The sequence below is a fragment of the Streptomyces sp. NPDC006487 genome, from assembly GCF_042870555.1.
Classification (GTDB): Bacteria; Actinomycetota; Actinomycetes; order Streptomycetales; family Streptomycetaceae; genus Streptomyces.
This window is the reverse complement of record NZ_JBIAHN010000002.1, coordinates 286,127-311,505: the sequence shown is the minus strand read 5'-3', so window position 1 is coordinate 311,505 and position 25,379 is coordinate 286,127. Positions and strand designations below refer to the sequence as shown.

Sequence of the window (25,379 nt, the reverse complement as noted above, 5' to 3'; positions counted from 1 at the left end):
GGCGCGGGGGCGCCAGAGCCGTGCCCCGGACCTGGCCGGATCCCGTCGCCGAGGGCGGCGGGCAGCGGATCCCGTCGCTCCGGCCCGCCCCGCGCCGCCGCCCGCGTCAGAGCTTCCCGAAGGCCACACCGCGCCAGATCCAGCCCGCGCCGAGGACCGCTTCGCGGAGCGGGTCCTTCAGGTCCGAGCTGTCGAAGCGGAACACCTCGGCGGCCCCGAGCGGGCCGACGGCCCCGCGCTCGGCCTTCCGGCGCCGGGACACCGTGGTCACCTGCCCGCGCGCGGCCTCGGCCGACCGGGCCAGCCGGGGCGTGCTCCCCAGCCAGGTGACCTCGAACTGCCGGTCGATGCTGCGGACCTCGCGGGCGGCCCGGTCCAGGCGCAGATGGATCTGGAGCACGCGGCTCACCTGGGTGCGGGCGAAGAAGGCGTGCCACGCGGGCTCCCGGACACGCCACTCCGCCACCAGGTCGGCGCCCTCGGGGGCGCCCCCGCGCACGACGTACGGCGCGTCCGCCCCGAAGAGCCCGAGCAGGACCGCCCGTACCTCCTCGGCGGAACGCGGCGCGACACCGCTGTCGGGGTGCTCGGTGCCGGTGAGTTTGTCGAAGAGACCCATCGCACCACCGTAGGGACATCCGGCCGTTCGATACAAGATCGAACGGCCCGCCGCTGCGCCGCTGCTCCCGCGGCCACCGCCGGTCTTCTGGACCGAAGCGTGCCGATCGTGTCCCTGCTCTGTAACAGGCGTCTGAGACACCCTGGATGAGGGAAATCCGTTCCTGCAGGCCGGCCGGGGTGCCGGTACGGAGCAAGGCGGCGGCCACGACGGCCCGCTGCCCAACTTTCGTGGCCACCGCGGTCTGCGCCCATCATCGGGAGTCGACAGCGGCCGCGCAGGGCCGACAACGGGGAACACCACGAACAACGGGGGAACACCATGAACACTGCCGTCCGTACGAGCCGCAGGGGCTGGAAGTCCTACGTCATCGGGGCCGCGACGGTCACCGCGCTGCTCGCTTCCGCGGCGTGCTCGCCGAACGGGGGCGACGGGCCGGACGACCCCAAGCCCACGGCCCGGCCGAGCAGCCCGGGGACGCCGAGCACCTCGGCCACGCCCGGCGCGACCGGCACGCCGAAGACCGGCGACACGCCCCCGGCGGAGCCGACCCCGGGAGCGACCGGCACCGGCGGCGTTGGTGACGGCGCCGTCGCCCTCTGCGCCCCGGGAGACGTCTCGATCACTTCCAGCACCGAGGACGACAAGGGCCAGGGCGTCCGGCACATCCTCCTCACCCTCACCAACACCGGCAAGAAGACGTGCAAGGTCTACCGCTATCCCCTCATCCAGCTCGGGAACGCCCAGCGCCTGGTTCCCGAGATCAAGGAGAGTGCCCCCACTCAGGGAGAACCCTTCTCCACCATCGCCCCGGGCAAGGAGACGTACGCCGCGCTGCTGCTCAACGGTCCCATGGACGAGGCCCCGGCGAAGACCATGACCGTTCAGCTCCAGGACCGCGAGCTCGGGAGCAAGCTGGGCGAGCCGGTCAAGGTCGCCTTCCCCGGTGTCGACACGGTGTACTACAACGACTTCGCGAAGGTCACCCACTGGATGACCGCCTCGGGTCTCGCCCTGCGCTTCATCATGTCGTCCTGACGATCCGGCACCCCGGGCAGTCCTCTAAAGTGACTCCACCGGTCGGTCCGTGCGTCCCGGAGCGTGCGGACAACGACCTTGTGGACAGGGGGAGTCGGTGGAGTCACTGCGGCCCGGCGACCCGCCGGAGATCGGCGGGTACCGCTTGCTGGCACGGCTCGGCGAAGGCGGCATGGGCGAGGTCTTCCTGGCCCGCACGGCGTCCGGCCGGCCGCTGGCGCTGAAGACCGTCCACCGGGAACTGAGCCGGGATCCCGACTTCGCGGACCGCTTCGCGCGGGAGATACGCGCCAACGACCGCGTCCGTTCCCCGTGGACGGTCTCGGTCGTCGACTTCAGCGCTCCCGGGGCGTCCCCGCAATGGCTCGCCACGGAGTACGTCGCCGCGCCCTCCCTGGGCGAGTGGGTGCACCGGCACGGACCGCTGGCCGAGCCGGCCCTGCGGAGCCTGGCCCGGGAGCTCCTCGCCGCGCTCATGTCCGTACGGGCGGCGGGTGTGGTCCACCGCGACATCAAGCCGGGGAACGTGCTCCTCGGCCGGGAGCGGCCCTTCCTCATCGACTTCGGCATCGCGCGGGCCGTGCACGACCCGCGCCACACCCGGACGGGAGCGGTCATCGGCACGCCCGGCTTCCTCGCGCCGGAGCAGGCGACCGGAGCCGTGGCCGAGGCCCCGGCGGACGTGTTCTCGCTCGCGGCGGTCCTCGTCCACGCGGCCACCGGCCGCAGCCCCTTCCTCGCCGACGGCGAGGAGCCGGGGCTCCCCGCTCTCCTCTACCGGATCGTGCACGACGAGCCCGCTCTCGGCGGCGTCCCCGAGGGGCTCCGTTCCCTGCTGGGGGAGTGCCTGGCCAAGGAGCCGCAGGAGCGCCCGACCGCCGAAGAGGTGCTGGCCGGGGTCGGCGGCGCGGCAGGGGAGGAATGGAGGCGGTCGCTACCGCCCGCGCTGGTTGCGGAGGCAGGCCGCCGGGAGGCCGAACTGGGCCGCATCCTTGCCGCTTCCGAGCCGCTCGCGGTGCCGGTGTCCGTGCCGATGCCAATGTCCGTGCCCGTGTCCGTTCCCATGCCGCCTCCGGCGCCTCCCGCCGCGTTCGCGGCGACACCGCCCCTGCCGTCCGCCCCACCCGCCCGGCCGCGACGCGTGCCCTGGGTGCCGGGGGCGGCCGTCGGCGCCGCCGTCCTCGTCGTCGCGGCCACCCTCGTGATCAAGATGCCTTGGCGCGGGGACGGGGGCGGCGACGGATCGGCGACCCCGTCCGCATCGGCGTCGGCGCTGTCGCGGTCGTGGGTCGGAACGTGGACCGGCACCGGCCCCGGGACACCCGACGCGGACGGAGTCTCGAGGGCCAGGACGGGCGAGTTCTCCGTCACGGTCACACTGAACGCGGGGTCCGTCGGAGACCTGGTGGGCCGGCAGGTCAGCGAGGTGAAGGAGACCGGCACCGGACGGAACCTGGGGTGCACTGAGGCCCTGGAACTGCGGCAGACGAGCGGGGACAGGGCGGTCTTCGGGGCGGTGACCAGCCACCCGACCGACCCCGCGGCCACCTTCGACTGCCCCCGGGGCAACCTCTACGTGCTGACCCTGGCGGAACCCGACCGGCTGAAGCTGGAGGTCGAGGGTGCCCAGTCGGCGGGCGCCCCCGAGGCGCTGGCCCGCAGCGGCTAACGCGACAGGCGGCCCGCCGCGGTGTGGGCGAGCCAGCCGACGACCGCCCCGGCCGCGTACCAGAACAGGTCGGGTGGATTGAAGGTGGACCCGAGGACGAGCCGGGCGGCCGTGCTGTGCCGGGAGAGCTCCGAGGGCACTGCGGTGAGTTGGAGGAACTCCACCGTCCAGCTCACCGCGAGAGCGCCCGCGGCAGCCCGTAGCGCCGTCACCCGCGGCAGGGCCAGCACGATGAGGGTGAAGATCAGTACGGTGTACAGCACGTCTCCGCCGTACTTGGCCGGGTCCCCCGTCGCCACGGCCCGTAGGCCCAACCCCGCGCCCACGGTCACCACCACCGCGGCGGCGGCCGCGAGACGGGTCCGGGCCCGGAGGGGTCCGGCACGGTCACGACTCGCAGGCATGGGGATGGTCACGGGACCACCTTGCCAGACGGCCGCCACCCGTCGTCCCCGGCCTCCGCTCCCGCTCGCCGGCGGAGCGGAGGGGCCGGGTGGGCCCCGTACCCAGGCGGGTTGAGTAGGACGACTCATGCCCGTCCGGGCGGTGGCCGACACGCTGGGGGTACGAAGACCGCACACCCCCGGAGGTTCGATTCCATGATCAGCCACGTCGCCGCCGCCCTGGCCCCGGTGTTCGGGCGGATGACCGTCTCCGAGGACACGTCGGGCCCCCTCGTCGGCGGGACCATCCTGGCCGCCAACCACACCAGCCTGGCCGACCCCGTCATCGTGGTCGCCGCCCTGCGCCGACTCGGCGTCGACCCGGTGATCATGGCCACGGCCGGCCTGTGGCGGGTCCCGGTGCTCGGCGGCGCGCTCGCCCGCGAAGGACACGTTCCGGTCCACCGGGGAACGGCCCGCGCGGCGAGTTCCCTCGCCGACGCCGCCGAGGCGCTGGCGGCGGGGCGGTGCGTGCTGATGTACGGGGAAGGCAGGATCCCCGCCCGCCGCGACTCCGGGGAAGCCGCGCCCCTGCCCTTCCGCACCGGCCTGGCCCGCCTCGCCCTGGCCACGGGAGCACCCGTCCGCCCCGTAGGCCAGGCAGGCGCCCGCCGTGTCAGCTCCGGGACGACGGCCAAACAGCTCGCCGGAGTCCTCACGGCCCCGGTCCGCAGGCCGCGCCTCCATGTCCACGTGGGCGCGCCCCTGTTCCTGCCGGACGGCCTGGCCGAGGCAACGGCCGCGGCCCACGGGGCGGTCACCTCGGCCTGGCGGACCGCACTGTCCGGGCTCGCCGGAGTCGGCGCGCCGTAGGCCACCCGGGAGCCCCGCTCCGACAGGGCCGTCAGCGGACCGGGCGCAGGGCCGCCAGGTCGCGGGCGGCGAGTTCGGGGCGGGCCGTCAGGGTGCTGTGCACCGCGTCCAGGACCGGCAGTTCGGCGTGGCCGCGGGCCAGGTCCACGTCCTTGGCCGCCAGCGACACGGGGAAGTGGGAGCCCTCGGCGTAGGCCCGGGCCACCGCCCCGGCCAGTGGCCCGCGGGCCAGCTCCGCGCGCAGCAGCTCCTCCGGCAGGCCCAACGCGGAGCCGAGCTCCAGGGCTTCGGCGACCAGCGCGACCCCGCCGATGGCCGCGTTGATCAGAACCAGTTTGAGCGCGGCGCCGGAACCCGCCGGACCGCACTCGGTCACCTTGCCGAAGGTGTCCAGCACCCGGCGGACCGGACCGGGCAGCGGGCCCCCGGCCAGTACCCACAGCTCGCCGGAGGCGGCCCGGTCCACACTGCCCATGACCGGCGCGTCGGTCAGCACCACCCCCGACGGCAGCCGCCCCGCCACGTCCCGTACGGCCCGCGGGCCGACGGTGGAGGTGTCGATCCAGTGGGTGCCCGGCCGCAGGGCGGGCAGCAGCTCCCCGGCCACGGCGCGCAGGGCCGCCGGGTCGGCGAGCATGGTGATCACGAGGTCCGCCCCGCGGACCGCCTCGGCGGGGGTGGCGGCCGGGACCGCGCCCGCCTCGGTGAGCGCGCGGGTCTTGTCGGGGGAGCGGTTCCAGACCGTCAGCCGGTGACCGGCGGAGAGCAGTCGGCGTGCCATCGGGGCGCCCATGCTGCCCAGGCCGAGGAAGGCGATGTGCGGCGCGTGGTCCGCGGTGGTGTTCATGAACCCGACGCTAGGCCCGCCCCACCCATGCGACAAGCGAATGAATAGCATGGCTCCCATGCCGATCCCGCATGACCTCTACGAGGTCTTCCGCAGCGTGGCCCGCCACGGTTCCTTCACCGCCGCCGCCCAACTCCTGGGCTACACCCAGTCCGCGGTGTCCCGGCAGGTGCAGACCCTCGAAGAGGAGTGGGGCACCCCGCTGTTCGACCGGCTGCCGCGCGGGGTGCGGCTCACCGAGGCCGGCCGGGCCCTGCTGCCGCACGCCGAGGCGATCGGCACGCGACTGCGCGCCGCCCGCGCCGAACTGGACGCGCTGCGTGCCCTCGACGGGGGCCGCCTGCGGATCGGAGCGTTCTCCACGGCCGACGCCGCCCTGCTGCCCCGCACCCTGGCCGCGTTCCGGGCCCGGCACCCCGCCGTGCGCGTGACCCGGACCGAGGGCGGATCCGCCCGGCAGCTGGCCCTGCTGGCCGCCGGTGAGCTGGACCTCGGCGTGGTCGGGACGGCCTGCGGGCAACCGCTGGAGGGCTGCGAACTGCACCACCTGCTGGACGAGCGGATGTACGTGGCGGTGCCCCGCGGCCACGCGCTGGCCGGACGGCGCTCCGCCCGGCTGGCCGAGTTCGCCGGAGAGGAGTGGATCGCCGCGAGCAGCCGCCCCGAGGAGACCCTGATGGCCGGCGCCCCGGCCCGGGGCTTCCAGCCCCGGATGGGCTTCCTGGCCGCCGACTGGATCGCCAAACAGGGCTTCGTGGCGGCCGGCTTGGGGGTCACCCTGGTGCCCGAGCTGGCCGCCTCCTCGGCCCGCGCCGACATCGTCCTGGTTCCGCTGCGGGCGGCGGACTCCCCGCGCCGCGAGGTGTACGCGGCGACCCCGCGCGGCACGGCCCCCTCACCCGCGACGACCGCCTTCCTGGCGCTCCTGCGCTCAGTGGCCGCCGAGTTGACCGCCTGACCGGACAGGCCCCTTCGCCCTGGTGGGTCAACAGCCTTACATCGCAGTTATGTTGGTGCGCGCTCAGCCTTCCGCGGCCCGTGCGGACGGACCTCGGCAGGGGAGTACGTGGCAAGTGCGCTGGAACTCGCCCGTCCGGGCGTACGGACGTTCTAGCGTGCCTGCCATGATCTCGCTCAGGTTCCGGCGGGCCCTGCTGCTCGCCCTCGCTTCCGTCCTGCTCTGCGTCCCCCGGACGGCCACGGCCCAAGCCCCTCCCGATCCCGCGGGCCCCGCGCCGGCGGCGACGCCCGACCGTCCCTCCTACGAGGTGTCGTTGCGCGGCGACACCGACGGCTCGCACTGGACCGGCCGTCAGACGGTGTCCTTCCGCAATTCCGCCCGCACTGACCTGCGTTCGGTCGACGTCAGGCTGTGGGGCAACGGCGCCGACGGCTGCGGAACCCGGGAGGCCCCGTCCCCGGTCCGGGTGGGCCGGATCGCCGGGGGCACCCCGCGGCCGCTCACCGTCGACTGCACCGCCCTGCGGATCGACCTGCCCGCGCCGCTCCCGTACGGGGCGCGGACGAGCATCTCCTTCGACGTGGACATCACCGTCCCGGACCGCGTCCACCGCTTCGGCAAGGACGGCGCGCACCGCTACCTCGGCAACGCGCTGCCCCTGCTGTCCGTACGCGACGCCCAAGGCCGGCACCTCGACCCGGACGTCGGCTTCGGCGAGAGCTTCCACACCCTGACGGGTGACTTCCGCGTGGTCCTCGACCACCCCAGCGCGCTCGTCGTCCCCGCGACGGGCACCACCACCCGCCGCGCGGGCACACCCGGCCGCACGGTCAGCACCAGCGTCGCGCACGGGGTGAGGGACTTCGCGTGGGCGGCGGGACCCTTTCTGTCGAAGACGGTGACCACGCCGGGCGGAGTACGGCTGAACGCGTACTGGACCGCCGCGACTTCCCCCGAGGGCGTCGCCATCGACCTGAAGGACGCGGTCGGCTCGGTCGACGAGTTCGGGAAGCGCTTCGGGCGCTACCCCTACGGCGAGCTCGACCTCGTCATGAGCGACAACCTCGACGAGTTCGGCAGCATGGAGTTCCCGGGCCTCGTCCTGCTCTGGACCGAGCCGGAGGGTTCGGCCGTCGTCCACGAGATCGCCCACCAGTGGTTCTACGGCATCGTCGGCAACGACCAGTTCGCGTCCCCCTGGCTGGACGAATCCTTCGCCCAGTACGCGAACCAGTCGTACTACGGCGAGGACACCACCGGCTGCTGGGAGGACCAGGGCGCCTGGCCCAGCGAGACGGCCGCCCTCACCCGTTCCATGGCCTACTACGCGGACGGCCACCGCTCGGAGTACGTCCGAGTCGTCTACCAACGCGGCTCCTGCGCCCTGCACGACCTGGAACGCGCTCTGGGCACCACGGCGATGACGGCCATGCTGCGCGGCTACGTCCGCGACCACTGGCTGGGCGTCTCCACCACCACGGACTTCAAGCGCGCGGCCCAGGCGGCGACGCCCCGGGACCTCACCCCCTTCTGGGCGGAACACCGGATCAACTGACCGGGTCCGGCACGAACCCCGGGCGCCAAGTGATCTTCCGGCTGCGGTTCGAGAAATGCGGACGGCTTCCCGAGGTCCTGTACCTCGTCCCGGAACGCGCGGCGCCACTGATCCGGCTCACGGAAGCGGTTGCCGACCGGTGGCCCGAGACTCCGCCCTACGGCGGCCGGTTCGCCGAGACCGTGCCGCACCTGACCATCGCCCAAGGCCAGGAAGGCGAAGTCCTGGAGGAGATCGAGGCCGACCTCGGCGGCAGGCTCCCCTTCACCTCCCGCGTGTCGTCGGTCGGGCTCATGGTCCACGACGGCACGCGGTGGCAGCCGCGGGCGTCGTTCGCACTCGGAGACCGACCCCGACACCGCCCCTGAACCCTCTCGGGGGCGCGGTCGGGGTCGGTCCCGGGTCGGTCCCCGATGTCCGGCGCGAGCGCCGTCCGTAGCGTCGTTCGCATGTGGAGAAACGGGAAGAACGGGACCGGCGGCAAGCGCCGGATGTCGCCCTGGAAGCGGGCGCTGCTGATCGTCGGGTCGCTGGTCGCGAGCTTCGCCCTGGTCATGGGCATGCTCTTCACCTGGCTCTACACCGGGGCCAAGGTGTCCACCGTCGGTGCGGTGGACTTCCGCAACGCCCTCGCGGTGCCGCCCCTCGCCGCCTCCACCGTGGACGCGGACGGCACGCGCGTCTTCGACCTGCGGATGCAGCCGGGGGAGACCGAGTTCACCCCCGGGACCAAGACCCCCACCTGGGGGTTCAACGGGAGCCACCTCGGCCCCACCCTCCGCGCCGCGAAGGGGGAAAAGGTCCGGGTGAAGGTGGCCAACGCCCTGCCGGAGGCCTCCACCGTCCACTGGCACGGCATGCACCTGCCCGCCGCGATGGACGGCGGCCCGCACCAGATGGTCCCGGCCGGCGGCAATTGGGCCCCGGAGTGGACGGTGTCACAGCCGGCCTCGACCCTCTGGTACCACCCGCACCCCCACGGCGCGACCGAGTCGCACGTCCAGCGCGGCCTCGCCGGCCTGTTCCTCCTGGACGACGCGCAGTCGACGGCCCTGCCCCTGCCCAAGACGTACGGGGTCGACGACATCCCCGTCATCGTGCAGGACGTCTCCTTCGACGGCGCGAAGTTCGACCACGATCACAAGCTGATGCGCAACGTCGGTTTCCTCGGTGACCGGACGATGGTCAACGGCACCCTGGATCCGTACGTCACCGTCCAGGACGAACTGGTCCGGCTGCGCCTGCTGAACGCCTCCACCGCCCGCGTCTACACCTTCGGCTTCGACGACGGCCGCGCGTTCCGGCAGATCGCCTCGGACGGCGGTCTCCTCGAAGCCCCCCACACCACCGACCGCCTGCGCCTGTCGCCGGGTGAGCGCGCGGAGGTCGTCGTACGCATACGGCCCGGCGAGCGGACGGTCCTGCGCTCGTATCCCCTGGACGCCGGCCTGGACTTCTGGAACCAGCGCTTCGGGGGCGGAGACGACTCCTTCGACGTGATGCAGCTGCGCGGGGCCCCCACCCTTCGGCCGTCGGCCGAGCTGCCGCGGGCTCTGGTGGCCTCAACGCTCCCCACCGGCGAGGACTCGGTGCGCAGCCGTTTCTTCGAGCTCAGGATGTCCGGCATCAACGGCCGGAAGATGGACATGTCCCGGGTGGACGAGACGGTCACCCGCGGCGCGGCCGAGACCTGGACCCTCCGCAACAACGACGGAATGCCGCACAACTTCCACGTCCACGACGTCCAGTTCCGCGTACTCGACATCAACGGCGCAGCCCCGCCCATACCGTTGCGGGGGCCGAAGGACACCGTCTTCGTCCCGTCCGGGGCGACGGTCCGCATAGCCCTGCGCTTCGAGGGACCCGCAGATCCGGACACCCCGTACATGTACCACTGCCACCTCCTCTACCACGAGGACGAGGGCATGATGGGCCAGTTCACGGTGGTGGACCCGGGCGGACCGGCACCCACCCCCAAGCTCCCGCCCACCCCCGGCGCACATCAGCACTAGGTGTATTGACCCGCGGCGTTGTTCACGCGGCTGATGGGCGGGACGTGCCGATGGCTTCGGCGGGACGCTGTGCGGGCCGGCCCACGAGGCGCTCACGGCCTCGCCGTACCTGGTCAGGGCGTGTATCGAAAGTATTTCCTAGGGGATTGTCAGGCTGCCCGGCTACGGTGCGGGCATGGTGAACTTCGTGCTGGTCGCAGGTGCACGGCTCGGGGCGTGGGCGTGGGGCGAGGTGGTGCCGTATCTGCGCGCGGCCGGCCACGGCGCCTATCCGTTGACGCTGTCCGGTCTCGCTGACAAGCAGGGTGTACCGGCGGGGCAAGCGACTCACGTCCAGGACATCGTTGCAGAGGTGGAACGCCAGGGTCTGCGTGACGTAGTCCTGGTGGGTCACAGCTACTCGGGCATCCCGGTAGGTCAGGCCGCGGAGCGGATCGGTGACCGACTGGCCCGCGTGGTATTCGTCGACTCGAGTGTTCCAACTGACGGCAAGTCGTTTGTCTCCGCCTGGCCGGACGGCGGGGTAGCAGTGGAGGCATCGATCGCCGAGAGCGGAGGGTTTTGGCCGCTCGCGCCAGCTGCTCATTACGACGGCGAGGGTCTCACCGATGAGCAGATCGCACGCCTCGTGCGTGGCTCGACGCCTCACCCAGGTGCCACGCTGACCGAGCCCGCTGTGCTGTCGGGGCCGCTCGGTGAACTTCCGGCGACATACATCCTGTGCGTGATGCCAGGGACCGAGCCTGAGGACGCCGAGCCCGACGAAGATGTGGCGGAGCTGCTGAACAGCAAGCGCTGGCGGCTGGTCAAGATGGACACAGGCCATTGGCCGATGTTCTCCCAGCCGCGCGAGCTGGCGCGGATTCTCCTCAATGCCGCCGTGGATTGACAGCACATCCGTGCCTGCGGGCTGGTTCCGGACGCGCTTGACGTGTGCTGGGCACAGCCATGCGCCAGGGTGGCGGTGGCGCGCCATTGCTTGAGGCGGTGGAACCAGCGTTCGACGACGTTGCGTCGCCGGTGGACGGCCTTGTCGAAGTGGCAGGGCCGTCCACCGGCGCCTGGCTCGGCCTGCGAGTTGGTCGACACGTTCCGGGATCGTGGCTTTGATGCCGCGCCTGCGGAGATGGGTGCGAAAGGTCCGAGAGGAGTCCGATCGCGACCAGCCAGTCCACTTCGCCCCAGGTCTGGGCCGACCACAGACTTCACCGTGCGCCCCGCCCGCCCGCCGATGCCGGCCGCCTGGCCGAACTCCGATGGACGTTCAAACAAGAGGACCACGAGGGACGACCACCGACCCCGGCACGGCCCCTGAAAGAGGTAGAGCGCTGGATCCAGGAGCGGCTCGGGGACATGGGGCGAGTTTCCCGGTCGCACCGGGGTGGGGCGATCAGATTTCCGTAGGGGCGAACGGGTGGGGGTCGGCCAGGGCGAGGGCGGTCGATGGCGCGGCCGTGCTTGTCACGGTCGGCCCGGCCGACGAAACGGCGCCCTCGTGTTCCGTGCAGGCCGACAGGAGAAGCACGGAGCCGGCGATCAGGCAGGCCGTTCGTACCCGAGTCCGTATCCGCATGCCGCTCCTCACCTCACGCACCACAAAGCCACGTGGGCTTCATTCTCACCCGGCGGACGAGCACTGATGCAACCCCCAACCCCGCGCGAGCCGCCCTGGGGGCGATCACCGGGATTTCGTGATGTGGTGCTGGGAGCGCCGATGAGTTTTACGGCGACTGGCTGTCTACCTCTGTGAAGGACCGAAACCCCCGCAGCCACCCCGAAAGGGTGAGGAACATGAAGTACATGATCCAGATGAACGTGCCCGCCGCCGAGTGGGACGCCATCATGTCCTCCTACTCCGAGGACGACATGAAGGCCATGTTCGCCCACATGGGAGCCCTGAACGAGGACATCACCGCCGCCGGCGAATGGCTGGACGGGCAGGGCCTCGGTGGTCCCTCGCTGGCCAAGACGGTACGGGCCGGAACCGACGGGCGGCCGCAGGTGACCGACGGGCCGGCCTACGAAGGGACCGTCCTGGCCGGGTACTGGCTGGTCGACGTCAAGAGCGAGGACCGGGCCCTGGAGATCGCCGCACGCGCGTCCGCCTGCCCCGGCCCGGGAGGGAAGCCGGGCAGCGACCCCGTCGAAGTCCACCCGATCCCCGGAGACCCGACCCAGGCCTGAACCGAGCAGACCGAGCCCGATCTGGGGCCGCCGACCGGGCGTGCTGCGGTCGGTGAGCCCGGGTGGCTCCGTGCAGCGGATGGCGGCCACCAGCAGCACGGAGGCCCTCGCACCCCGCCATTCGGCCACCGGCGCCCGCCATTCGGGCCGGGCGCCGCGGGGCGAGGTGGCCGGTCACGCCATGAGCAGCAGCCGGGTGTTCGGTACGAGCTTCCGGTTGACGCTGGTGCTTTGCACGAAGATCGTGAAGTCGTCATTGTGGTCGGGCTTGACCCGCGCCTCCACGGCCGGCAGGCCGAGCAGGGCTCGGGCCTCGGGTCCCGTGTACACCCGGTCCGTCTTCTTCTCCAGCACCGCGATCTGCTTCTTCGCCTGGATCTTCTCCGGCTTGCTCAGCTGGTAGAACGCGCCACCGGTGCGGTACGTGTGCCCGGACTCGACGACCCACTCCCGGATCGCCGCGTCACGGGCCACCGCGAGCAGCTGGTACGCGGAGGGATCCACCGGAGCGAGACCGGCCGCCTTGATGGTGTCCTTGTTGACCGCGTCCCCACCGGTGGAGAACACCGCCCGAGATCCCCGGATGCCCTTGGCGCGGCCCACCATGAACTTCTCGGTGGCCTCCTTGATGACCTGCCCGGCCTCCTCCAGACCCTGTGTGCTCGTGGCGTCCCAGATGGCGATGTTCTCCTTCGGGAAGCCGCACTGCATGGCCTCGCGCTTGCCCATCTGGTCCGGCACGAGGACGGCCAGCGTCCAGTTGTCCGCCTGCGTCTCGATCATCTCGGCCACGGCCTTCACCAGTTCACGCGGATCCCGGGCAGGGGCGTCCGGCGAACGGTGGCTCGCGTTCTCCTGCCCGTCGGTCAGCACGAACGTCAGGAAGCTGTGGTCGCCGTACAGTTGGGCCGTCTGAGCCAGCTCGCGCTGCGACTTCAGCGAGGCCGCCAGCAGCGCCGTCATGCCACCGGTCCGGTACAGCTGCTTCAACGACGGCATCCGCAGCACGTCCTTGTCGTAGACGACGCACTCCACCTTGTCCGCGAAGACGTACACCGTGACACGGGTCTCCTGGTCCAGTTCGCCGGACCGGCGGGCCAAGTAGGCGATCTGCTGGTCGGCGACTTCGACGACCTTGCGGCTCAGGTGCGACATGGACGAGCTGGCGTCCAACACAAGAGCAACGTGGTTGATGTAGTTCTGGTTTCCGGACATGGAAGCTCCCCCTCGTTCCGACTGGATGCTCCTACCGTCTCATCCACCACTGACAATCGATCTTGGATCCGGTGCCGGACCCGGGGTCCCCGTCCAGGCGCGAACTCGGCTCCGCGAGGGTCTTGTGGGGTGTCGAAACGTTACGCCTGCGGCGTTCGAGTGAACGGTCGTTCCTGTCGGCTCCGCCGGGCGTTGAATCGGCTGACGCACCCGCCCAAGGGAGCGTCCCCAGATCCTTGAGTCCTTAGGGGAACCAATGCGTATTCGCTCTGCCGTCACCGCTTCCGTCCTCGCCGCCGGCATCCTGCTGGGCGGCGCCGGCGCGGCCCTGGCCAACGACGGTGTCGACATCGACTACTTCTCGGGCGGTCACAAGGCCTTCTCGTCCAACTGCTCGACCGCGGCCGCCGTCCCGGCGCCCTTCGGCCCCGCCTACACCTCCTCCTGCGCGAAGGAAGGCGAGGCGGAGTGGGTCAAGGGTGCCCACCTCGGCGCCTAGGAGGAACGCCCGGCCTCGGCCGGCGCGCGGGGGCGGTCGGACGGCGACGTCCGCCGCCCCCGCGGTGTCTCCGGGTTCAGCGGGCCCCGCCCCGCGCCGCGAGCCCTCGCCGTACGGCCAGGACGAGCACCGCCGTGGCGAGGACGGCCACACCGCCCAGCCGCAGGATCGCGTCGTAGGCCTCCTCGGGCGACCGCTGCGGCGTCATCGCGGAAATCCCCGCGGCCGTCGAGGCCAGCGCGATCGCACCGCCGGTGACCAGGAACGTCAGCAGTACCCCCGAAGCCTCCCCGGCCCTGGCCGGAGGGACGAGCTGCTGGGTCGCCACGCTCGCGTAGGTCCAGCCCAGCCCGAGGCCCAGGCCGCACCACGCGAACACCGGTACGTACAGCCACCAGGCGCTGACCTGGGTCAGCGCGTACATCCCCGTGCCCGCGCCGATTCCGGCCAGCGCCATCACCGTGGTCGGCCGCAGATGCCGGCCCAGCCGCGCTCCGAGCGGCCCGCTGAGGGCCACCAGCAGCGCAGGGGCCAGGAAGACCGTGCCGGCCAGCAGCGGTGAGAGCCCCCGTACGCCCTGCAGGTAGAGGGTGGCGAGGAAGACGGTGACCCCGTAGGCCATGTTCGTGACCGTGCCCATGCCGGTGACCAGGACGTACGGGATGTCGCGGAACAGCCCCAGATCGATCAGCGGGTGCCGGGCCCGCCGCTCCCGCACCAGGAACAGCCCGCCGCTCACCACCGCCACCGCGAAGCCGAGCACGACGCGAGCACTGCTCCACCCCCAGGCGTCCGCGCGCTCCACGGTCAGGGTGAGGGCGGCCAGCGCCCCGACGATCAGGGCGCATCCGAGCAGATCGAGCTCGCGCGGCGCAGACGCATCGCGCGAGTCCGGGACGTACGCGAGCGCGGTGAGCAGCGAGAGCAGGCTCAGGGGCGCCATCAGCCAGAAGATCCAGCGCCAGCCCGGTCCCTCGGTGAACCCTCCTCCCACGAAGGGCCCGATCGCGGTCCCGATGTTGGCGACGCCGAAAACGGCGCCCAGGGCCTTGGCGCGGGACTCCTCGGGAAAGGTATTGGTGATCACCGACACGGCCACCGGGAAGACGAACGCCGCGCCCACGCCCTGGGCGATCCGGGCCGCGACCAGCGCACCGAGGCCGGGAGCCAGCGCGCACCCCACCGTCCCGGCGGTGAACAGGGCGGTTCCGGCCAGCAGTGTGCCCCGCCGGCCGAAGACGTCCCCCACACGGCCGCCGACGATGAAGAAGCAGCCGATGGCGAGCATGTAAGCGGACAGGGTCCACTGTGCGGCGGACACCGTGACGCCGAGCTCCGCGGCGATCCCCGGAACGGCGAGGTTGAGTGCGAAGAAGTCGAGCTGGATGCAGAACAGGGCGACGGCGACCGCGATGAAGGCCCCCTTCCGCGCCGCGGTGGAAGTCTCTGAGCGCATCAGGGGCGTTCCTCCCGGCGGTCAGCGGGGCGCTACGGCGCCGGAGTCCGGCGACTGCTGGAGCCCGGAGGCGTCGACGGCCTCGAAGTCCGAACCCTTGAAGCCCTTGAGCGCGTTGAGCTGCGCATTGTCCCAACCAGGGTTCTCCTCACCGGTGAGGTACCAGGCCGACCCGTTGTCGGCGACGATGGCCCCGTACTTCTTCAGCGCCTCGGCGACGGCCAGGGCCTGAGGGCCCAGGGCCGAGGTGTCCACGGAGCTCTTGAGCCGCAGCCGCAGCCCCATGGGAGGCAGGGATGCGTCCGCCGCGGCGCCCGCCTGATGCCTTGCCGGCCAGATGTAGCTCTGATCCGTACGGGGCACGGTCATCCGGATCGCGTGGTCGACCAGCCCGCCCGCGGCCTCGTCGTAGCGCACCAGCCCGGGCAGGATGGCCAGGCCGGCGGCATCCGCCGATGTCCAGCCGGCGGGCCGCAGCTCGTGGCTCCGCAGGTCGAAGACCGCGCCCGAGCCGGCCCGCCAGGCGTTGTCGCCCTGCTGCGTCGCGTTCCAGAGCTCGTAGGACTTGCACAGGGCGCGGTCCCAGACGACCACGTGGCGGTCCCCGGAGCTCGCCGGGCCGTTCTCGATGCGGGCGTTCTGCGGGATGCGGTACCCGGAGGCGTCGCTTTCCTCGGCGATGTCCAGCGAGACCTTCGATTCCGGCACCGTCGTGTCCGAGACGGTGATGGGAATGCCGAAGGGCTCCCCCTCGATGAGCCCCGCCCCGAAGTCGGGGTGCAGGGGCTCCGTGGCACCGATCGAAGAGACGTACCGGTCGGAGCTCGGGTGCACGGGAAGCGTGTCCACGGGAGCGTGCCAGAAGCTGTCCGGCGGAGCGGTCCGGCAGGTACCGTCCTGCGGGCCGGCGGCGACCCGGGCGGCCGCCGAGAGGGAAACTCCCTGACCGGAACCCGTGTACCCGGACATCAGGAACGTGGCGGCGACGGCGGAGACAACGGCCACCACGGGGGTCCGACGCCTTCGGGGAAGTACGGCTCCCTGTTTCGTCGTCATGGCCTCACCTCGTGCGGAGGATCCGAGCCGGCGCCCGCTGCCCGCGGCGTTCGCGGCCCGGCGTGGCTGCTTTCCCGTTCCCGCGATCTCTTCCAGCGTAGGCACGTTCCGGTCCCGCTGCTCTGCCGCCCGCGGAAATCCCGGGTGCGGTGCCCGGGGGCGGTCGCCGGGTGGCTCGGCCGGCACGTGTCGCGCTCCTGGCGCCCCGCGAGTGCTCCCGGTGGCCCGTTGTGGCCCGGGGAACGGCCTGGGTTCAATGAGATGGGTCGACCGAGCACATGCCGAGACCCCGTGACGGCGGCCCGCGTACGCCTCCCCGCCGTCGGCGTTCCACACCCCTGACCCCGCGCATCTCCTGCTTCAGCGTCGCCCTGCCGTCTCCCCGAACACGAGGTGATCACTGATGACAGGAACACGGACGCACGAAGACGGCCACGCCGACGGCCGTGGCAGCGGCCGGGGCCCGGGAGCGCACGACTTCGACGCGCGCTCAGCGGAGTTCATGAGCCGCTTCGGCCTGGGGGGCGGGGCGGCTCGCAGCACGCGGCTGACCGCGGGGCTGAACCGGATCGCGGTGAGGATCGCACCGTACGCCGACCCGTTCGCGGCCCAGTTGCTCAGCGACCTCGCCGTGTGGGTGTTCGCCTTCGACGACCTCTGCGACGAGGACCTTCCGCATCTCACCCCCACCGGGATGCTCACGATGGTCGCCCGGCTCCAGCGGACCATCGAGGCCCCCGAGGTTCCCCTCGACGGAGACCCCTTCGGCCTGGCGCTGCGCGACATCCGGCTCCGTGTGGATGCGATCGCCACCCCCGTACAGGTCAGGAGGTGGGTCGACGCGATGCGGGGCTACTTCCTCGCCGAGGCCCGCATCGGCGCCGACACGACCGCACCGCGAGGTCCGCAGGCCGTGAGCGACTACCTGCTGACCCGTCTGCACTCCGGAGCCGCCCTGGCCGTACCCGTCCTGCTCGACGCGGTGAGCGCCGGGCTGCCCGCACCAACGTGGGAGGACCGGCGGATCCGTGCGCTGACCGAGATGGCGGCGGGGATCGTCGTCGTGGACAGCGACATCCATTCCTTCGCGAAGGAGAGCGAACGCGGCAGCCGCAGCGGCAACCTGATAGCACTCCTGGAAAGCCCGCGGGGACCCGGACCCGGACCCGGATCTGGACCCGGATCTGGACCCGGCTCCAGACCTGGCCGGGGCCTGCGAGCCGCTTCCGAGCTCCGGGACTCGATGATGAGCCGATTCCTCCACCTGGGTCGGCAGACGTCGACGGCCTCGGCGGACCCGCGGATCCAGCGCTTCCTGGACGCACTCACCCAGTACATCCACGGCGTGCGGGACTGGTGCGGGGCGACCTCCCGCTACCACCCCGGGCAACCGGACCACACCCATCACCAGCCCCGCGGAGCCGGAACCGCGGGGCGCCCACCCGACGACACCCCCCTCGCACCCCCGCCGATCGCATCGATCGCATGGTGGTGGGCCGTCGACGGCCCACCACCCTCTCCGTGATCCGGATCACGGCCCGAGGCGGGCCGGACCCCGTCGTCAGCCGCCGCTGCCGCGCCAGATGTTGTCGAAGGCCGCATTCTCGATGGCCCGGCGCTGCCGTACGGACGCCAGCTCCACCACTGCGTCGTTGACCGCGGCCAATACCGTCGCGACGCTGTCGTCGGCCACGTCCGGAGCGTCTCCGGCGAGGTCGTCGCCGCCCTCCAGCGCCTGCGCCAGGAGAACGAGGACAGGATCCTCCGACCTCCACCGCTCCTGGGCCCGACGGCGGGCGGGCGAATCGGCCGGGACCAGCTGACCGGCCCGTAGGGAGAACCCGCGGCGGCGTTGCCGTACGAGCTGCCCCTCCTCCTCGAGCACGGCCTGGTAGCTCGCGGACAGGCCCAGCCCCCTGCGCCACAGCCAGTCCGCGACGGACTCGTAGGGCGCCTCCCGAACGAGCGATGCCGCCGCCGCGTCCAACGCCGCGTCCAACAGGGGATCGCCCAGCGTCGCCGCCCCGCCCGGCACGATGTGATCGCCGTCCAGCCCGATGGCCCGGGCGGCAAGGAGGTCGACCACCTCGGCCCCCGCGAGCGCGAGCGACAGGTCGCCCTGTTCGGCAGTCGGGCCGGACTCCACGTCCATGGCAATGATCAACAAGTCCCGCGGTGTGGTCATCAAGGGCTCCTCTCAACCGTGCAGGCAGGGCGCCGGCCAATTATCGATCAGCTCGGCCACCGGTGGGGGACCCCGCCCGGGCCGTCCGCAAGACGTCACATTCACCGCCGGGGCCGCCGGGCGTCTTCGAGTGAACAGGGGTAGTAAGTCCACCTTTGTAGTTTGCCTGTATGTCCGTTATCGTCATGTCGTGGGAGAAGAGAAGAAGCCACTGCGCCAGATCGCCGAAGAGCTCCAGCTGACCGTGGGCCTGCTGGTCCGCCGGCTGCGGGCCGTCTCCTCCGAAGGGGGAGTGACGCTGTCCCAGACCTCCGTCCTCAAGCGCCTGGACCGGGACGGCGTCCACACGGCCACCGAACTGGCGCGGGCCGAGCGGGTCCGCCCGCAATCGGTCATCGCCACGGTCAACGCCCTCCAGGCGGACGGCTACGTCGAACGAACCGCCCACCCCACCGACGGGCGCCGCCAGCTCATCTCCCTCACCGGCAAGGGCCGCGCCTTCCTCGCCCACCGCGAGGGAGCGGGCCACGACCTGCTCGTCCAGCGCCTGGACGCATGCCTCACCCCGGCGCAGCTGGACGTCCTCGCTCAGGCCCTCCCGGTACTGCGACGCCTCGCAGAGGACTGACCGGGTTTCTGTGCGAGCCCGTCACCGATCGCACGCACGCGCGCACCCCGTCCCCGTCCCCGTTCCCGTGCCCCCCACCCGTACCCGTACGACCAACGAAGGAAGGCACCGCATGTCCGAGGTCACGCTCGACAAGAACACCGCCCTGGTCCTCATCGACCTCCAGAAGGGGATCCTGTCCCTGCCCGTGGTCACCCCGGCCGAGCAGATCCTCTCCAAGGGCATCCGGCTCGCCGACGGCTTCCGCGCGGCCGGCCTGCCCGTGGTCCTCGTGAAGGTCGCCTGGTCCCCGGACGGGGGCGACCTGCCCACCACCCATACCGACCGGCCCGGTCCGGCCACCGCGCCTCCGGCCGAGTTCTCCGCTCTCCCGGCCGAACTGGCCACCGGCGCGAACGACGTCCTCGTCACCAAGCGGCACTGGGGCGCCTTCACCGGCACCGAGCTCGACCTCCAGCTGCGCCGCCGCGGCATCAAGCGGATCGTCCTCGCCGGCATCTCCACCAGCATCGGCGTCGAGTCCACCGCCCGCTCCGCCTGGGAGCACAGCTACGACCTCGTTTTCGCCGAGGACGCCACCACCGACACGGACGCGGACTCCCACGCCCACACCTTCGGGAAGATCTTCCCCAGGATCGGGATGGTCTGCTCCACCGACGAGATCCTGACCGCCCTCAAGAACCTCGACGACTGACCTTCGCTACGGGAGCAGCTCTACGGGAGCAGCTCTACGGGAGCAGCTCCAGGGTGATGTGCGGGGCCAGCGCGCGCAGGAAGTCGGGGGCGTCGAAGATCTCGCCCGCGGAGGCGACACCGACCGCACGGGTGCGGCCGCTCAGGACCCGGTCCAGGGCTTCCACGACGAGCGGGGCCGTGACGGCGTAGATGTCCTGCCCGTGAGCCACGGCGCGGCGTTCGGTGCCGCCCGAGCGCACGACCGCCTCGACGAGGAAGGTCTGGTCGGACCGTCCGCTGTCGTCGGCCGCGGCCGGCGCCGGCGTGTCGGGGGCCGCGATGTCCCGTACCGCCTCGACCGTCATGTACGTGGTCACGTCCGGGATCGACAGGTGGCTGGGCACGGTCACCACGTCGGCCATGGTGAACTCACCGATCACCTGCCGGGGCCCCATCGGCTCGGGGAACCGCCACTCGAGGGTCGGCGAGGCATCGGTGCGGTACTCCCACTGCCCGCCCGTGTAGCGCATGCGCCGCTCACCGCGCCGCTCCCGGGAGACCGCGCCCGAAAGCCGCGTGCCGGCAGTGGGGTGCCAGCTGCTCAGGGCGTACGCGATGTGTGCCTCCTCGGCCTCGGTCCAGTCACCCATCGCCGCGGTGGCCAGCAGGTCGCCCAGACCGCCGAAGAAGGCCATCGCGGGGACGATCACCGCGCCGGCGTCGCGCGCCCGGTCGGCGAAGTGCGCGAAGGTGTCGATGTTCGCCTCGAGCTCGGCGGCCACGTCCAGGTAGGGGATCCCGGCCCGCAGGGCCGCCTCGATCACGGGGCCGGTCGTCGAGGCGAAGGGTCCCGCGCAGTTGATCACAGCGGCCGTGCCCGCGAGCGCGCGGTCCAGCGCTTCGGCGTCGCCCACCGTCGCCGGCCGGGCCTCCAGGCCGGTCTCGTAGGCCAGCGCCTTCAGCTTCTCGCCGTCGCGGCCCGACAGGACCGGCACGAAACCGCGTTCCACCAGCTCCGTGACCACGAACCGTCCGGTGTGCCCGTAAGCGCCGAACACCGCCACCATCTGACCTGATCCCATGGTCCCGCTCCCCTGTAATCGCTCGTCGCCGTACCCGCACGACCGACGCAGGCCCTGGTTCCAAGGCCCGCCTCGCTCCGTCCTGAACATCGTGTCGCGGACACCACGAACCCACCACTGTCCGGAACGACATGACCCATACACTTCCGGACATGACCACTGTCGCGCTGGCCGTCACCGACGGCATGCTGCACTTCGAGTTGTCCCTGGCCTGCGAGGTCTTCGGTTCCGACCTGACCCACCTCGTGAACCCCTGGTACGAGCTCTCGCTTTGCGGGCCGGGCTCCGTACGGATCGACCGCTTCCGCCTGGAGCCCGACCACGGACTCGACCACCTCGCGCGAGCCGACACCGTGATCGTCCCGGGCTGGGCCGACGTCGACCGGGACCCGCCGGCCGAGCTCATCGACGCGGTACGCGCGGCCCACCGGGCCGGCGCACGCGTGGCCTCCCTGTGTACGGGAGCCTTCGTCCTGGCCGCCGCAGGCCTGCTGGACGGCAAGCGCGCGACCACGCACTGGGCACACACCGAGGAACTGGCCAGACGCCACCCGCTCGTCACCGTGGACCCCGACGTCCTGTACGTGGACAACGGCAGCGTGCTGACCTCCGCCGGCAAGGCCGCCGCCATGGACCTGTGCCTGCACCTCGTGCGCCTCGACCACGGCTCCGCCGCGGCCAACAAGATCGCCCGCCGCCTGGTCGTCCCGCCCCACCGCGACGGCGGCCAGGCCCAGTTCGTCACGACCCCCGTGCCCGCCCCCGGCAACCACCCGCTCGCCGACCTCTTCCCCTGGGCGCTGCAACGCCTCGACGAGCCGCTCACCGTGGAGGACCTGGCCCGCCGGGCCCGGATGAGCTCGCGCCACCTGGGCCGCCACTTCAAGTCGGTGACCGGCACCACCCCGTTGCAGTGGCTGCTCACCCAGCGCATCCGCCACGCCCAGGAACTGCTGGAAACCACCGACGACACGGTCGACACCATCGCGGCGGCCACCGGCATGGGCACCGCCACCACCCTGCGCCGTCACTTCGCCCGCACGGTGGGCGTCCCGCCGGACACCTACCGCCGCACCTTCCGCTCCCGGACCGCCCCGGCCGGTACGGCGGCATGAACCCCTCCCGTCCCCCCGCGCGACACCGGCCCTGCGGAATTCCGTACCTTTCCCCTCACGGCGATCGATTGCGATCATGAGATTCGGTTCGTCCGTTGACGCGGTGGAACGGCCTCCTTAGATTCGCCGCATGGCGAACCCCGAGGACCTCAGCGCGGCCGACGACCCACGATCCGCGGCACCTTGCGCCTGGTGGCGGAGTGCCGCGATCTACCAGATCTATCCGCGCAGTTTCGCGGACGGCGACGGCGACGGCATCGGTGACCTCGCCGGGATCCGCGCACGGCTTCCGTACCTGCGCCGGCTGGGCGTGGACGCGGTGTGGATCAGCCCCTGGTATCCCTCCCCGATGGCCGACGGCGGGTACGACATCGCCGACTACCGGGACATCGACCCGGTGTTCGGCACCCTGGCAGAGGCCGAAGCACTGCTGTCCGAGGCGCATGACCTGGGCATCCGGGTCATCGTCGACATCGTCCCCAACCACTGCTCGGACCAGCACCCCTGGTTCCGCGCGGCCCTCGCGGCCGGCCCCGGCTCGCCCGAGCGCGCGCGCTTCTGGTTCCGCCCCGGCCGCGGCGAGCACGGCGAACTTCCGCCCAACAACTGGCAGTCGGCCTTCGGCGGCCCCGGCTGGCGACAGGTGACAGAGGCCGACGGCACGCCCGGCGAGTGGTACCTGCACCGGTTCGCCCCCGAGCAGCCCGACTTCAACTGGGAGAATCCCGAGGTTCACGCGGAGTTCGAGTCGATCCTGCGGTTCTGGCTCGACCGGGGCGTGGACGGCTTCCGCATCGACGTCGCCGACAACCTCGTCAAGGATCCGGCGCTGCCCGACCACGAGGGCGGGCCCACTCCCTGGGCCGACCAGGACGGCGTCCACGACATCTACCGGGCCTGGCACAAGGTCCTCGACGCCTACGCCCACGAACCGGTCTTCGTGGGCGAGGTGTGGACCTCCGACCCGGAGCGCTTCGCCCGCTACCTGCGCCCCGACGAACTGCACACGGCGTTCAACTTCCCCTTCCTCCAGAGCCCGTGGGACGCGACGGCCCTGCGCACGGTCATCGATTCCACCCTCGCCGAGCACGCCCCGGTCGGCGCCGCCGCCACCTGGGTCCTCTCCAACCACGACACCACCCGCCACGTCACCCGCTACGGACGCGCGGACACCTCCTACGCGCTCGACGGCCGCCGCGTGCACGGCGTCCCCGCCGACCTCGGCCTCGGGCGGCGCCGGGGCAGGGCCGCGGCCCTGCTGACGATGGCCCTCCCCGGTTGCGTCTACGTCTACCAGGGCGACGAGCTGGGCCTCGAGGAGGTCGAGGGCATCGAGCCGGCTCTCCGCCAGGACCCGACGTTCTTCCAGACCGGAGGCGAGGACCTCGGCCGGGACGGCTGCCGGGTCCCCCTCCCGTGGGGAGACGAGGCGCCGGAGGCGAAGTCCTGGCTGCCCCGGCCGGCCGAGTGGGCCGCCCGGAGCGTGCGCGAGCAGAGCGCCGACCCCGATTCGACGCTCGGCTTCTACCGCCGGGCCCTGGCGCTGCGAGCCACCCGCCCGGCCCTGCTCGAAGGACGGTTCACCTGGCTTCCCGCCCAGCCGGGCGTACTCGCCTTCGCCCGCACCGCGGCCGGGCCGGAGCCCTCCGTACGCTGCCTGGTGAACCTTTCGGACGGCCCGGTTCCGCTTCCGGAGCACGTCGAAGTCCTGCTCTCCAGCGGGCACGTGGAGAACGGAGCCCTGCCCCCGGACACCGCGGTCTGGCTGCGCTGAAGGAGCCGGTGCACGCCAGCGACGTGCGCCCCTACGGCGGCGGGGGGCCGGGTCCCCGGCCCGCGCTCCGGCATCCGCCCGTACGGGCCCTGCGCGGCGGCAGGGCCATGGCCGCCAGCGGCAGGGTGACGGCCAGGACGCAGCTCGCGACGGCGAAGGCCGCGGAGGTGGCGTCGACGCCGATGACACCCGCCGCGTCGGCGGTGTTCTCGTTGGCGGCCAGTACGACGGCCCCGGCCGCCGCCAGCCCGACCGCCCCGCCCAGTTGCCGGATGCTCTGGCGCAGGACGGAGGCGTCGGCCCGCTTGGCCGGGGGAACCGCTCGCATGAGCTCGGCGCTCAGGGCAGGGACCGGCAGGCCCATCCCGACCCCCGCGAGGAGCATCCCGGGGACCTGCCAGAGGTACTCGCGCGACGGCAGGACGGCCGTCCAGGCCACCGCGCCGACGGTGGCCGCCGTCAGACCGAGCAGGACGGGCACCCGGACCGAGCGGGAACGCTCCAGCAGGTACCCGGAGAGGAAGGTGCCCGCCGCCGAGGCCGCGACCAGGGGAAGCAGGGCGATCCCGGTGGCCAGGAGCGAGAGGCCCATCGCCTGGCGCAGGTACACCGTGCCGTGGACCAGCACGATCAGCTGGGGTGCCTGCACCAGGAAGGTGAGCGCCACGGCCACGGCGTACGGGCGGATGCCCAGCAGCCGCAGGTCGAGGAGGGGGCGCGGGGACCTCAGGATGAGGCGCGCCGCCACGCCCATCGCCACGAGGCCCGTCGCCAGCACGGTGAGGGTCTTGCCGTTGGCGAAGCCCCAGACGCCGCACTGGTAGAGACCGAGGATGAGCGTGACCAGGGAGAAGATCACCAGGAGGGGCTGAAGCACGGACAGGGAACCGCCCTCCGCCCGGTTGCTCAGTCGTGCCCTGGCGATCATCCACAGACAGGCGGCTCCGACGGGCAGGTTGACGAGGAAGACGGAGCGCCAGCCGAGGAGCTGGGTGAGGACCGCGCCGACGATCGGGCCGAGGACGAGGAAGAGCTGTGCCAGACCGGCGTAGACGGCCAGCGCCCTGCCGCGGGCGTGTTCCTCGTAGACGTCGGCGATCACGGACGTGGCCACCGGCATCATCAGCGCGCCACCGATGCCCTGTACGGCCCTCACCGTGACGAGGTACGGCTCGGCGGCGTCACCCGACGGGGCCAGAGCGCAGAGTCCCGACGCGACGGCGAAGACCGCGGTGCCGACCCGGAAGGTGGTCAGCCGGCCGAACCTGCGGGCCAGCATGCCTCCGACCGGTACGAACGCGGCCAGCGCGAGGACGTAGACGAGGACCACGCCGTGCATCATGAAGGTGGTCAGCCCGAGGCCGCGCGCCATGGGGTCGAGGGCCACCGCGACGACGGTCTGGTCCAGGCCGACCATCCCCGCGGCGCACCCGACGGCCGCGAGGACGTAGCGCTTGCGCGGTGGAGGCGGGTCTTCGGGCGAAGGACGCGGTTGCGGAGTCGACTCCTGCTCCCGACGGGTCGGGCACCCCCGGAACCTGGGGTGGGACGGG

At 72.2% G+C, this 25,379-nt stretch carries 24 protein-coding genes; 15 read left to right on the top strand and 9 right to left on the bottom strand.

Annotation, left to right across the window (positions count from 1 at the left end; translation table 11 throughout):
* Positions 1–106 precede the first annotated feature (106 nt).
* Positions 107–619, bottom strand: a complete 513-nt coding sequence (locus tag ACFYM0_RS04235; protein ID WP_388496320.1) for a hypothetical protein — start codon at positions 617–619, stop codon at positions 107–109.
* 321 nt (positions 620–940) lie between these two features.
* Between ACFYM0_RS04235 and ACFYM0_RS04230 the strand changes: the two genes are divergently transcribed.
* On the top strand, positions 941–1,657 hold the full coding sequence (locus ACFYM0_RS04230; protein ID WP_388496318.1) for a DUF4232 domain-containing protein: 717 nt from the start codon (positions 941–943) through the stop codon (positions 1,655–1,657).
* A 97-nt stretch (positions 1,658–1,754) separates the two neighbouring features.
* The gene (locus ACFYM0_RS04225) at positions 1,755–3,326 is read left to right on the top strand and encodes a serine/threonine-protein kinase (RefSeq protein WP_388496316.1); all 1,572 of its coding nucleotides are present in this window, start codon (positions 1,755–1,757) and stop codon (positions 3,324–3,326) included.
* Here ACFYM0_RS04225 and ACFYM0_RS04220 read toward each other — a convergent pair.
* Entirely contained in the window at positions 3,323–3,730 is a 408-nt protein-coding gene (locus tag ACFYM0_RS04220) for a DUF2809 domain-containing protein (protein WP_388496738.1), read from the bottom strand. The genes ACFYM0_RS04225 and ACFYM0_RS04220 overlap by 4 nt on opposite strands.
* A gap of 195 nt (positions 3,731–3,925) precedes the next feature.
* On the opposite strand from ACFYM0_RS04220, the gene ACFYM0_RS04215 reads away from it, so the two are divergent.
* Positions 3,926–4,582, top strand: coding sequence for a lysophospholipid acyltransferase family protein (locus tag ACFYM0_RS04215; protein WP_388496315.1), 657 nt, complete (start codon positions 3,926–3,928; stop codon positions 4,580–4,582).
* Between the two features lie 31 nt (positions 4,583–4,613).
* Here ACFYM0_RS04215 and ACFYM0_RS04210 read toward each other — a convergent pair whose 3' ends face one another.
* Positions 4,614–5,429, bottom strand: a complete 816-nt coding sequence (locus tag ACFYM0_RS04210) for an NAD(P)-dependent oxidoreductase (RefSeq protein ID WP_388496313.1) — start codon at positions 5,427–5,429, stop codon at positions 4,614–4,616.
* A 58-nt stretch (positions 5,430–5,487) separates the two neighbouring features.
* Here ACFYM0_RS04210 and ACFYM0_RS04205 point away from each other — a divergent pair, with 58 nt between their 5' ends.
* The 6 genes from ACFYM0_RS04205 (at position 5,488) to ACFYM0_RS04180 (ending at position 12,141) form a co-directional block, all read left to right on the top strand.
* The gene (locus tag ACFYM0_RS04205) at positions 5,488–6,387 is read left to right on the top strand and encodes a LysR family transcriptional regulator (protein WP_388496311.1); all 900 of its coding nucleotides are present in this window, start codon (positions 5,488–5,490) and stop codon (positions 6,385–6,387) included.
* 166 nt (positions 6,388–6,553) lie between these two features.
* Positions 6,554–7,945 carry a M1 family metallopeptidase gene (locus ACFYM0_RS04200; RefSeq protein ID WP_388496309.1) on the top strand — a complete coding sequence of 464 codons (1,392 nt, stop codon included), beginning with the start codon at positions 6,554–6,556 and terminating at the stop codon, positions 7,943–7,945.
* A 29-nt stretch (positions 7,946–7,974) separates the two neighbouring features.
* Positions 7,975–8,313, top strand: a complete 339-nt coding sequence (locus ACFYM0_RS04195) for a 2'-5' RNA ligase family protein (protein ID WP_388496308.1) — start codon at positions 7,975–7,977, stop codon at positions 8,311–8,313.
* Between the two features lie 81 nt (positions 8,314–8,394).
* The gene (locus ACFYM0_RS04190; protein WP_388496307.1) at positions 8,395–9,957 is read left to right on the top strand and encodes a multicopper oxidase family protein; all 1,563 of its coding nucleotides are present in this window, start codon (positions 8,395–8,397) and stop codon (positions 9,955–9,957) included.
* Between the two features lie 175 nt (positions 9,958–10,132).
* Positions 10,133–10,846: an alpha/beta fold hydrolase gene (locus ACFYM0_RS04185; RefSeq protein ID WP_388496305.1), complete on the top strand. Its 714-nt coding sequence runs from the start codon at positions 10,133–10,135 to the stop codon at positions 10,844–10,846.
* Between the two features lie 902 nt (positions 10,847–11,748).
* Positions 11,749–12,141 (top strand): YciI family protein, encoded by a 393-nt coding sequence (locus tag ACFYM0_RS04180; protein ID WP_388496304.1) that lies wholly within the window; start codon positions 11,749–11,751, stop codon positions 12,139–12,141.
* Between the two features lie 174 nt (positions 12,142–12,315).
* On the opposite strand, the gene ACFYM0_RS04175 is transcribed toward ACFYM0_RS04180, so the two are convergent.
* Positions 12,316–13,356: a vWA domain-containing protein gene (locus ACFYM0_RS04175; RefSeq protein ID WP_388496302.1), complete on the bottom strand. Its 1,041-nt coding sequence runs from the start codon at positions 13,354–13,356 to the stop codon at positions 12,316–12,318.
* 256 nt (positions 13,357–13,612) lie between these two features.
* Here ACFYM0_RS04175 and ACFYM0_RS04170 point away from each other — a divergent pair, with 256 nt between their 5' ends.
* Positions 13,613–13,855, top strand: coding sequence for a hypothetical protein (locus ACFYM0_RS04170; RefSeq protein WP_388496300.1), 243 nt, complete (start codon positions 13,613–13,615; stop codon positions 13,853–13,855).
* A 76-nt stretch (positions 13,856–13,931) separates the two neighbouring features.
* On the opposite strand, the gene ACFYM0_RS04165 is transcribed toward ACFYM0_RS04170, so the two are convergent.
* Positions 13,932–15,311 carry an MFS transporter gene (locus ACFYM0_RS04165; protein WP_388496299.1) on the bottom strand — a complete coding sequence of 460 codons (1,380 nt, stop codon included), beginning with the start codon at positions 15,309–15,311 and terminating at the stop codon, positions 13,932–13,934.
* Between the two features lie 21 nt (positions 15,312–15,332).
* A complete protein-coding gene (locus tag ACFYM0_RS04160) occupies positions 15,333–16,367 on the bottom strand; it encodes a hypothetical protein (protein WP_388496297.1) in 1,035 nt (344 codons plus the stop codon).
* A 403-nt stretch (positions 16,368–16,770) separates the two neighbouring features.
* On the opposite strand from ACFYM0_RS04160, the gene ACFYM0_RS04155 reads away from it, so the two are divergent.
* On the top strand, positions 16,771–17,892 hold the full coding sequence (locus ACFYM0_RS04155) for a terpene synthase family protein (protein WP_388496295.1): 1,122 nt from the start codon (positions 16,771–16,773) through the stop codon (positions 17,890–17,892).
* Between the two features lie 36 nt (positions 17,893–17,928).
* Here ACFYM0_RS04155 and ACFYM0_RS04150 read toward each other — a convergent pair whose 3' ends face one another.
* Positions 17,929–18,552: a GPP34 family phosphoprotein gene (locus tag ACFYM0_RS04150; RefSeq protein ID WP_388496293.1), complete on the bottom strand. Its 624-nt coding sequence runs from the start codon at positions 18,550–18,552 to the stop codon at positions 17,929–17,931.
* Between the two features lie 190 nt (positions 18,553–18,742).
* On the opposite strand from ACFYM0_RS04150, the gene ACFYM0_RS04145 reads away from it, so the two are divergent.
* Positions 18,743–19,180 carry a MarR family winged helix-turn-helix transcriptional regulator gene (locus ACFYM0_RS04145; protein WP_388496291.1) on the top strand — a complete coding sequence of 146 codons (438 nt, stop codon included), beginning with the start codon at positions 18,743–18,745 and terminating at the stop codon, positions 19,178–19,180.
* 112 nt (positions 19,181–19,292) lie between these two features.
* Positions 19,293–19,874: a hydrolase gene (locus tag ACFYM0_RS04140; protein ID WP_388496289.1), complete on the top strand. Its 582-nt coding sequence runs from the start codon at positions 19,293–19,295 to the stop codon at positions 19,872–19,874.
* Between the two features lie 34 nt (positions 19,875–19,908).
* Here the strand turns inward: ACFYM0_RS04140 and ACFYM0_RS04135 are convergent, their stop codons facing one another.
* The gene (locus ACFYM0_RS04135; protein ID WP_388496288.1) at positions 19,909–20,937 is read right to left on the bottom strand and encodes a saccharopine dehydrogenase family protein; all 1,029 of its coding nucleotides are present in this window, start codon (positions 20,935–20,937) and stop codon (positions 19,909–19,911) included.
* 152 nt (positions 20,938–21,089) lie between these two features.
* Here ACFYM0_RS04135 and ACFYM0_RS04130 point away from each other — a divergent pair, with 152 nt between their 5' ends.
* Together ACFYM0_RS04130 and ACFYM0_RS04125 are read left to right on the top strand one after the other, a co-directional pair.
* Complete coding sequence (locus ACFYM0_RS04130) at positions 21,090–22,052, top strand: helix-turn-helix domain-containing protein (protein ID WP_388496286.1); 963 nt, start codon at positions 21,090–21,092, stop codon at positions 22,050–22,052.
* A 130-nt stretch (positions 22,053–22,182) separates the two neighbouring features.
* Complete coding sequence (locus tag ACFYM0_RS04125) at positions 22,183–23,826, top strand: glycoside hydrolase family 13 protein (protein WP_388496284.1); 1,644 nt, start codon at positions 22,183–22,185, stop codon at positions 23,824–23,826.
* Between the two features lie 31 nt (positions 23,827–23,857).
* On the opposite strand, the gene ACFYM0_RS04120 is transcribed toward ACFYM0_RS04125, so the two are convergent.
* Complete coding sequence (locus ACFYM0_RS04120; protein ID WP_388496283.1) at positions 23,858–25,243, bottom strand: MFS transporter; 1,386 nt, start codon at positions 25,241–25,243, stop codon at positions 23,858–23,860.
* Positions 25,244–25,379 lie beyond the last annotated feature (136 nt).

Bases quoted from the DNA above. Each gene is read 5' to 3' on its own strand.
- ACFYM0_RS04160 (WP_388496297.1), bottom strand. From the start codon at position 16,367: ATGACGACGAAACAGGGAGCCGTACTTCCCCGAAGGCGTCGGACCCCC.
- ACFYM0_RS04135 (WP_388496288.1), bottom strand. From the start codon at position 20,937: ATGGGATCAGGTCAGATGGTGGCGGTGTTCGGCGCTTACGGGCACACC.
- ACFYM0_RS04155 (WP_388496295.1), top strand. From the start codon at position 16,771: ATGACAGGAACACGGACGCACGAAGACGGCCACGCCGACGGCCGTGGC.
- ACFYM0_RS04230 (WP_388496318.1), top strand. From the start codon at position 941: ATGAACACTGCCGTCCGTACGAGCCGCAGGGGCTGGAAGTCCTACGTC.
- ACFYM0_RS04235 (WP_388496320.1), bottom strand. From the start codon at position 619: ATGGGTCTCTTCGACAAACTCACCGGCACCGAGCACCCCGACAGCGGT.
- ACFYM0_RS04210 (WP_388496313.1), bottom strand. From the start codon at position 5,429: ATGAACACCACCGCGGACCACGCGCCGCACATCGCCTTCCTCGGCCTG.
- ACFYM0_RS04220 (WP_388496738.1), bottom strand. From the start codon at position 3,730: ATGCCTGCGAGTCGTGACCGTGCCGGACCCCTCCGGGCCCGGACCCGT.
- ACFYM0_RS04170 (WP_388496300.1), top strand. From the start codon at position 13,613: ATGCGTATTCGCTCTGCCGTCACCGCTTCCGTCCTCGCCGCCGGCATC.
- ACFYM0_RS04125 (WP_388496284.1), top strand. From the start codon at position 22,183: ATGGCGAACCCCGAGGACCTCAGCGCGGCCGACGACCCACGATCCGCG.
- ACFYM0_RS04140 (WP_388496289.1), top strand. From the start codon at position 19,293: ATGTCCGAGGTCACGCTCGACAAGAACACCGCCCTGGTCCTCATCGAC.
- ACFYM0_RS04185 (WP_388496305.1), top strand. From the start codon at position 10,133: ATGGTGAACTTCGTGCTGGTCGCAGGTGCACGGCTCGGGGCGTGGGCG.
- ACFYM0_RS04120 (WP_388496283.1), bottom strand. From the start codon at position 25,243: ATGGTCGGCCTGGACCAGACCGTCGTCGCGGTGGCCCTCGACCCCATG.
- ACFYM0_RS04180 (WP_388496304.1), top strand. From the start codon at position 11,749: ATGAAGTACATGATCCAGATGAACGTGCCCGCCGCCGAGTGGGACGCC.
- ACFYM0_RS04175 (WP_388496302.1), bottom strand. From the start codon at position 13,356: ATGTCCGGAAACCAGAACTACATCAACCACGTTGCTCTTGTGTTGGAC.
- ACFYM0_RS04205 (WP_388496311.1), top strand. From the start codon at position 5,488: ATGCCGATCCCGCATGACCTCTACGAGGTCTTCCGCAGCGTGGCCCGC.
- ACFYM0_RS04215 (WP_388496315.1), top strand. From the start codon at position 3,926: ATGATCAGCCACGTCGCCGCCGCCCTGGCCCCGGTGTTCGGGCGGATG.
- ACFYM0_RS04200 (WP_388496309.1), top strand. From the start codon at position 6,554: ATGATCTCGCTCAGGTTCCGGCGGGCCCTGCTGCTCGCCCTCGCTTCC.
- ACFYM0_RS04165 (WP_388496299.1), bottom strand. From the start codon at position 15,311: ATGCGCTCAGAGACTTCCACCGCGGCGCGGAAGGGGGCCTTCATCGCG.
- ACFYM0_RS04190 (WP_388496307.1), top strand. From the start codon at position 8,395: ATGTGGAGAAACGGGAAGAACGGGACCGGCGGCAAGCGCCGGATGTCG.
- ACFYM0_RS04150 (WP_388496293.1), bottom strand. From the start codon at position 18,552: ATGACCACACCGCGGGACTTGTTGATCATTGCCATGGACGTGGAGTCC.
- ACFYM0_RS04130 (WP_388496286.1), top strand. From the start codon at position 21,090: ATGACCACTGTCGCGCTGGCCGTCACCGACGGCATGCTGCACTTCGAG.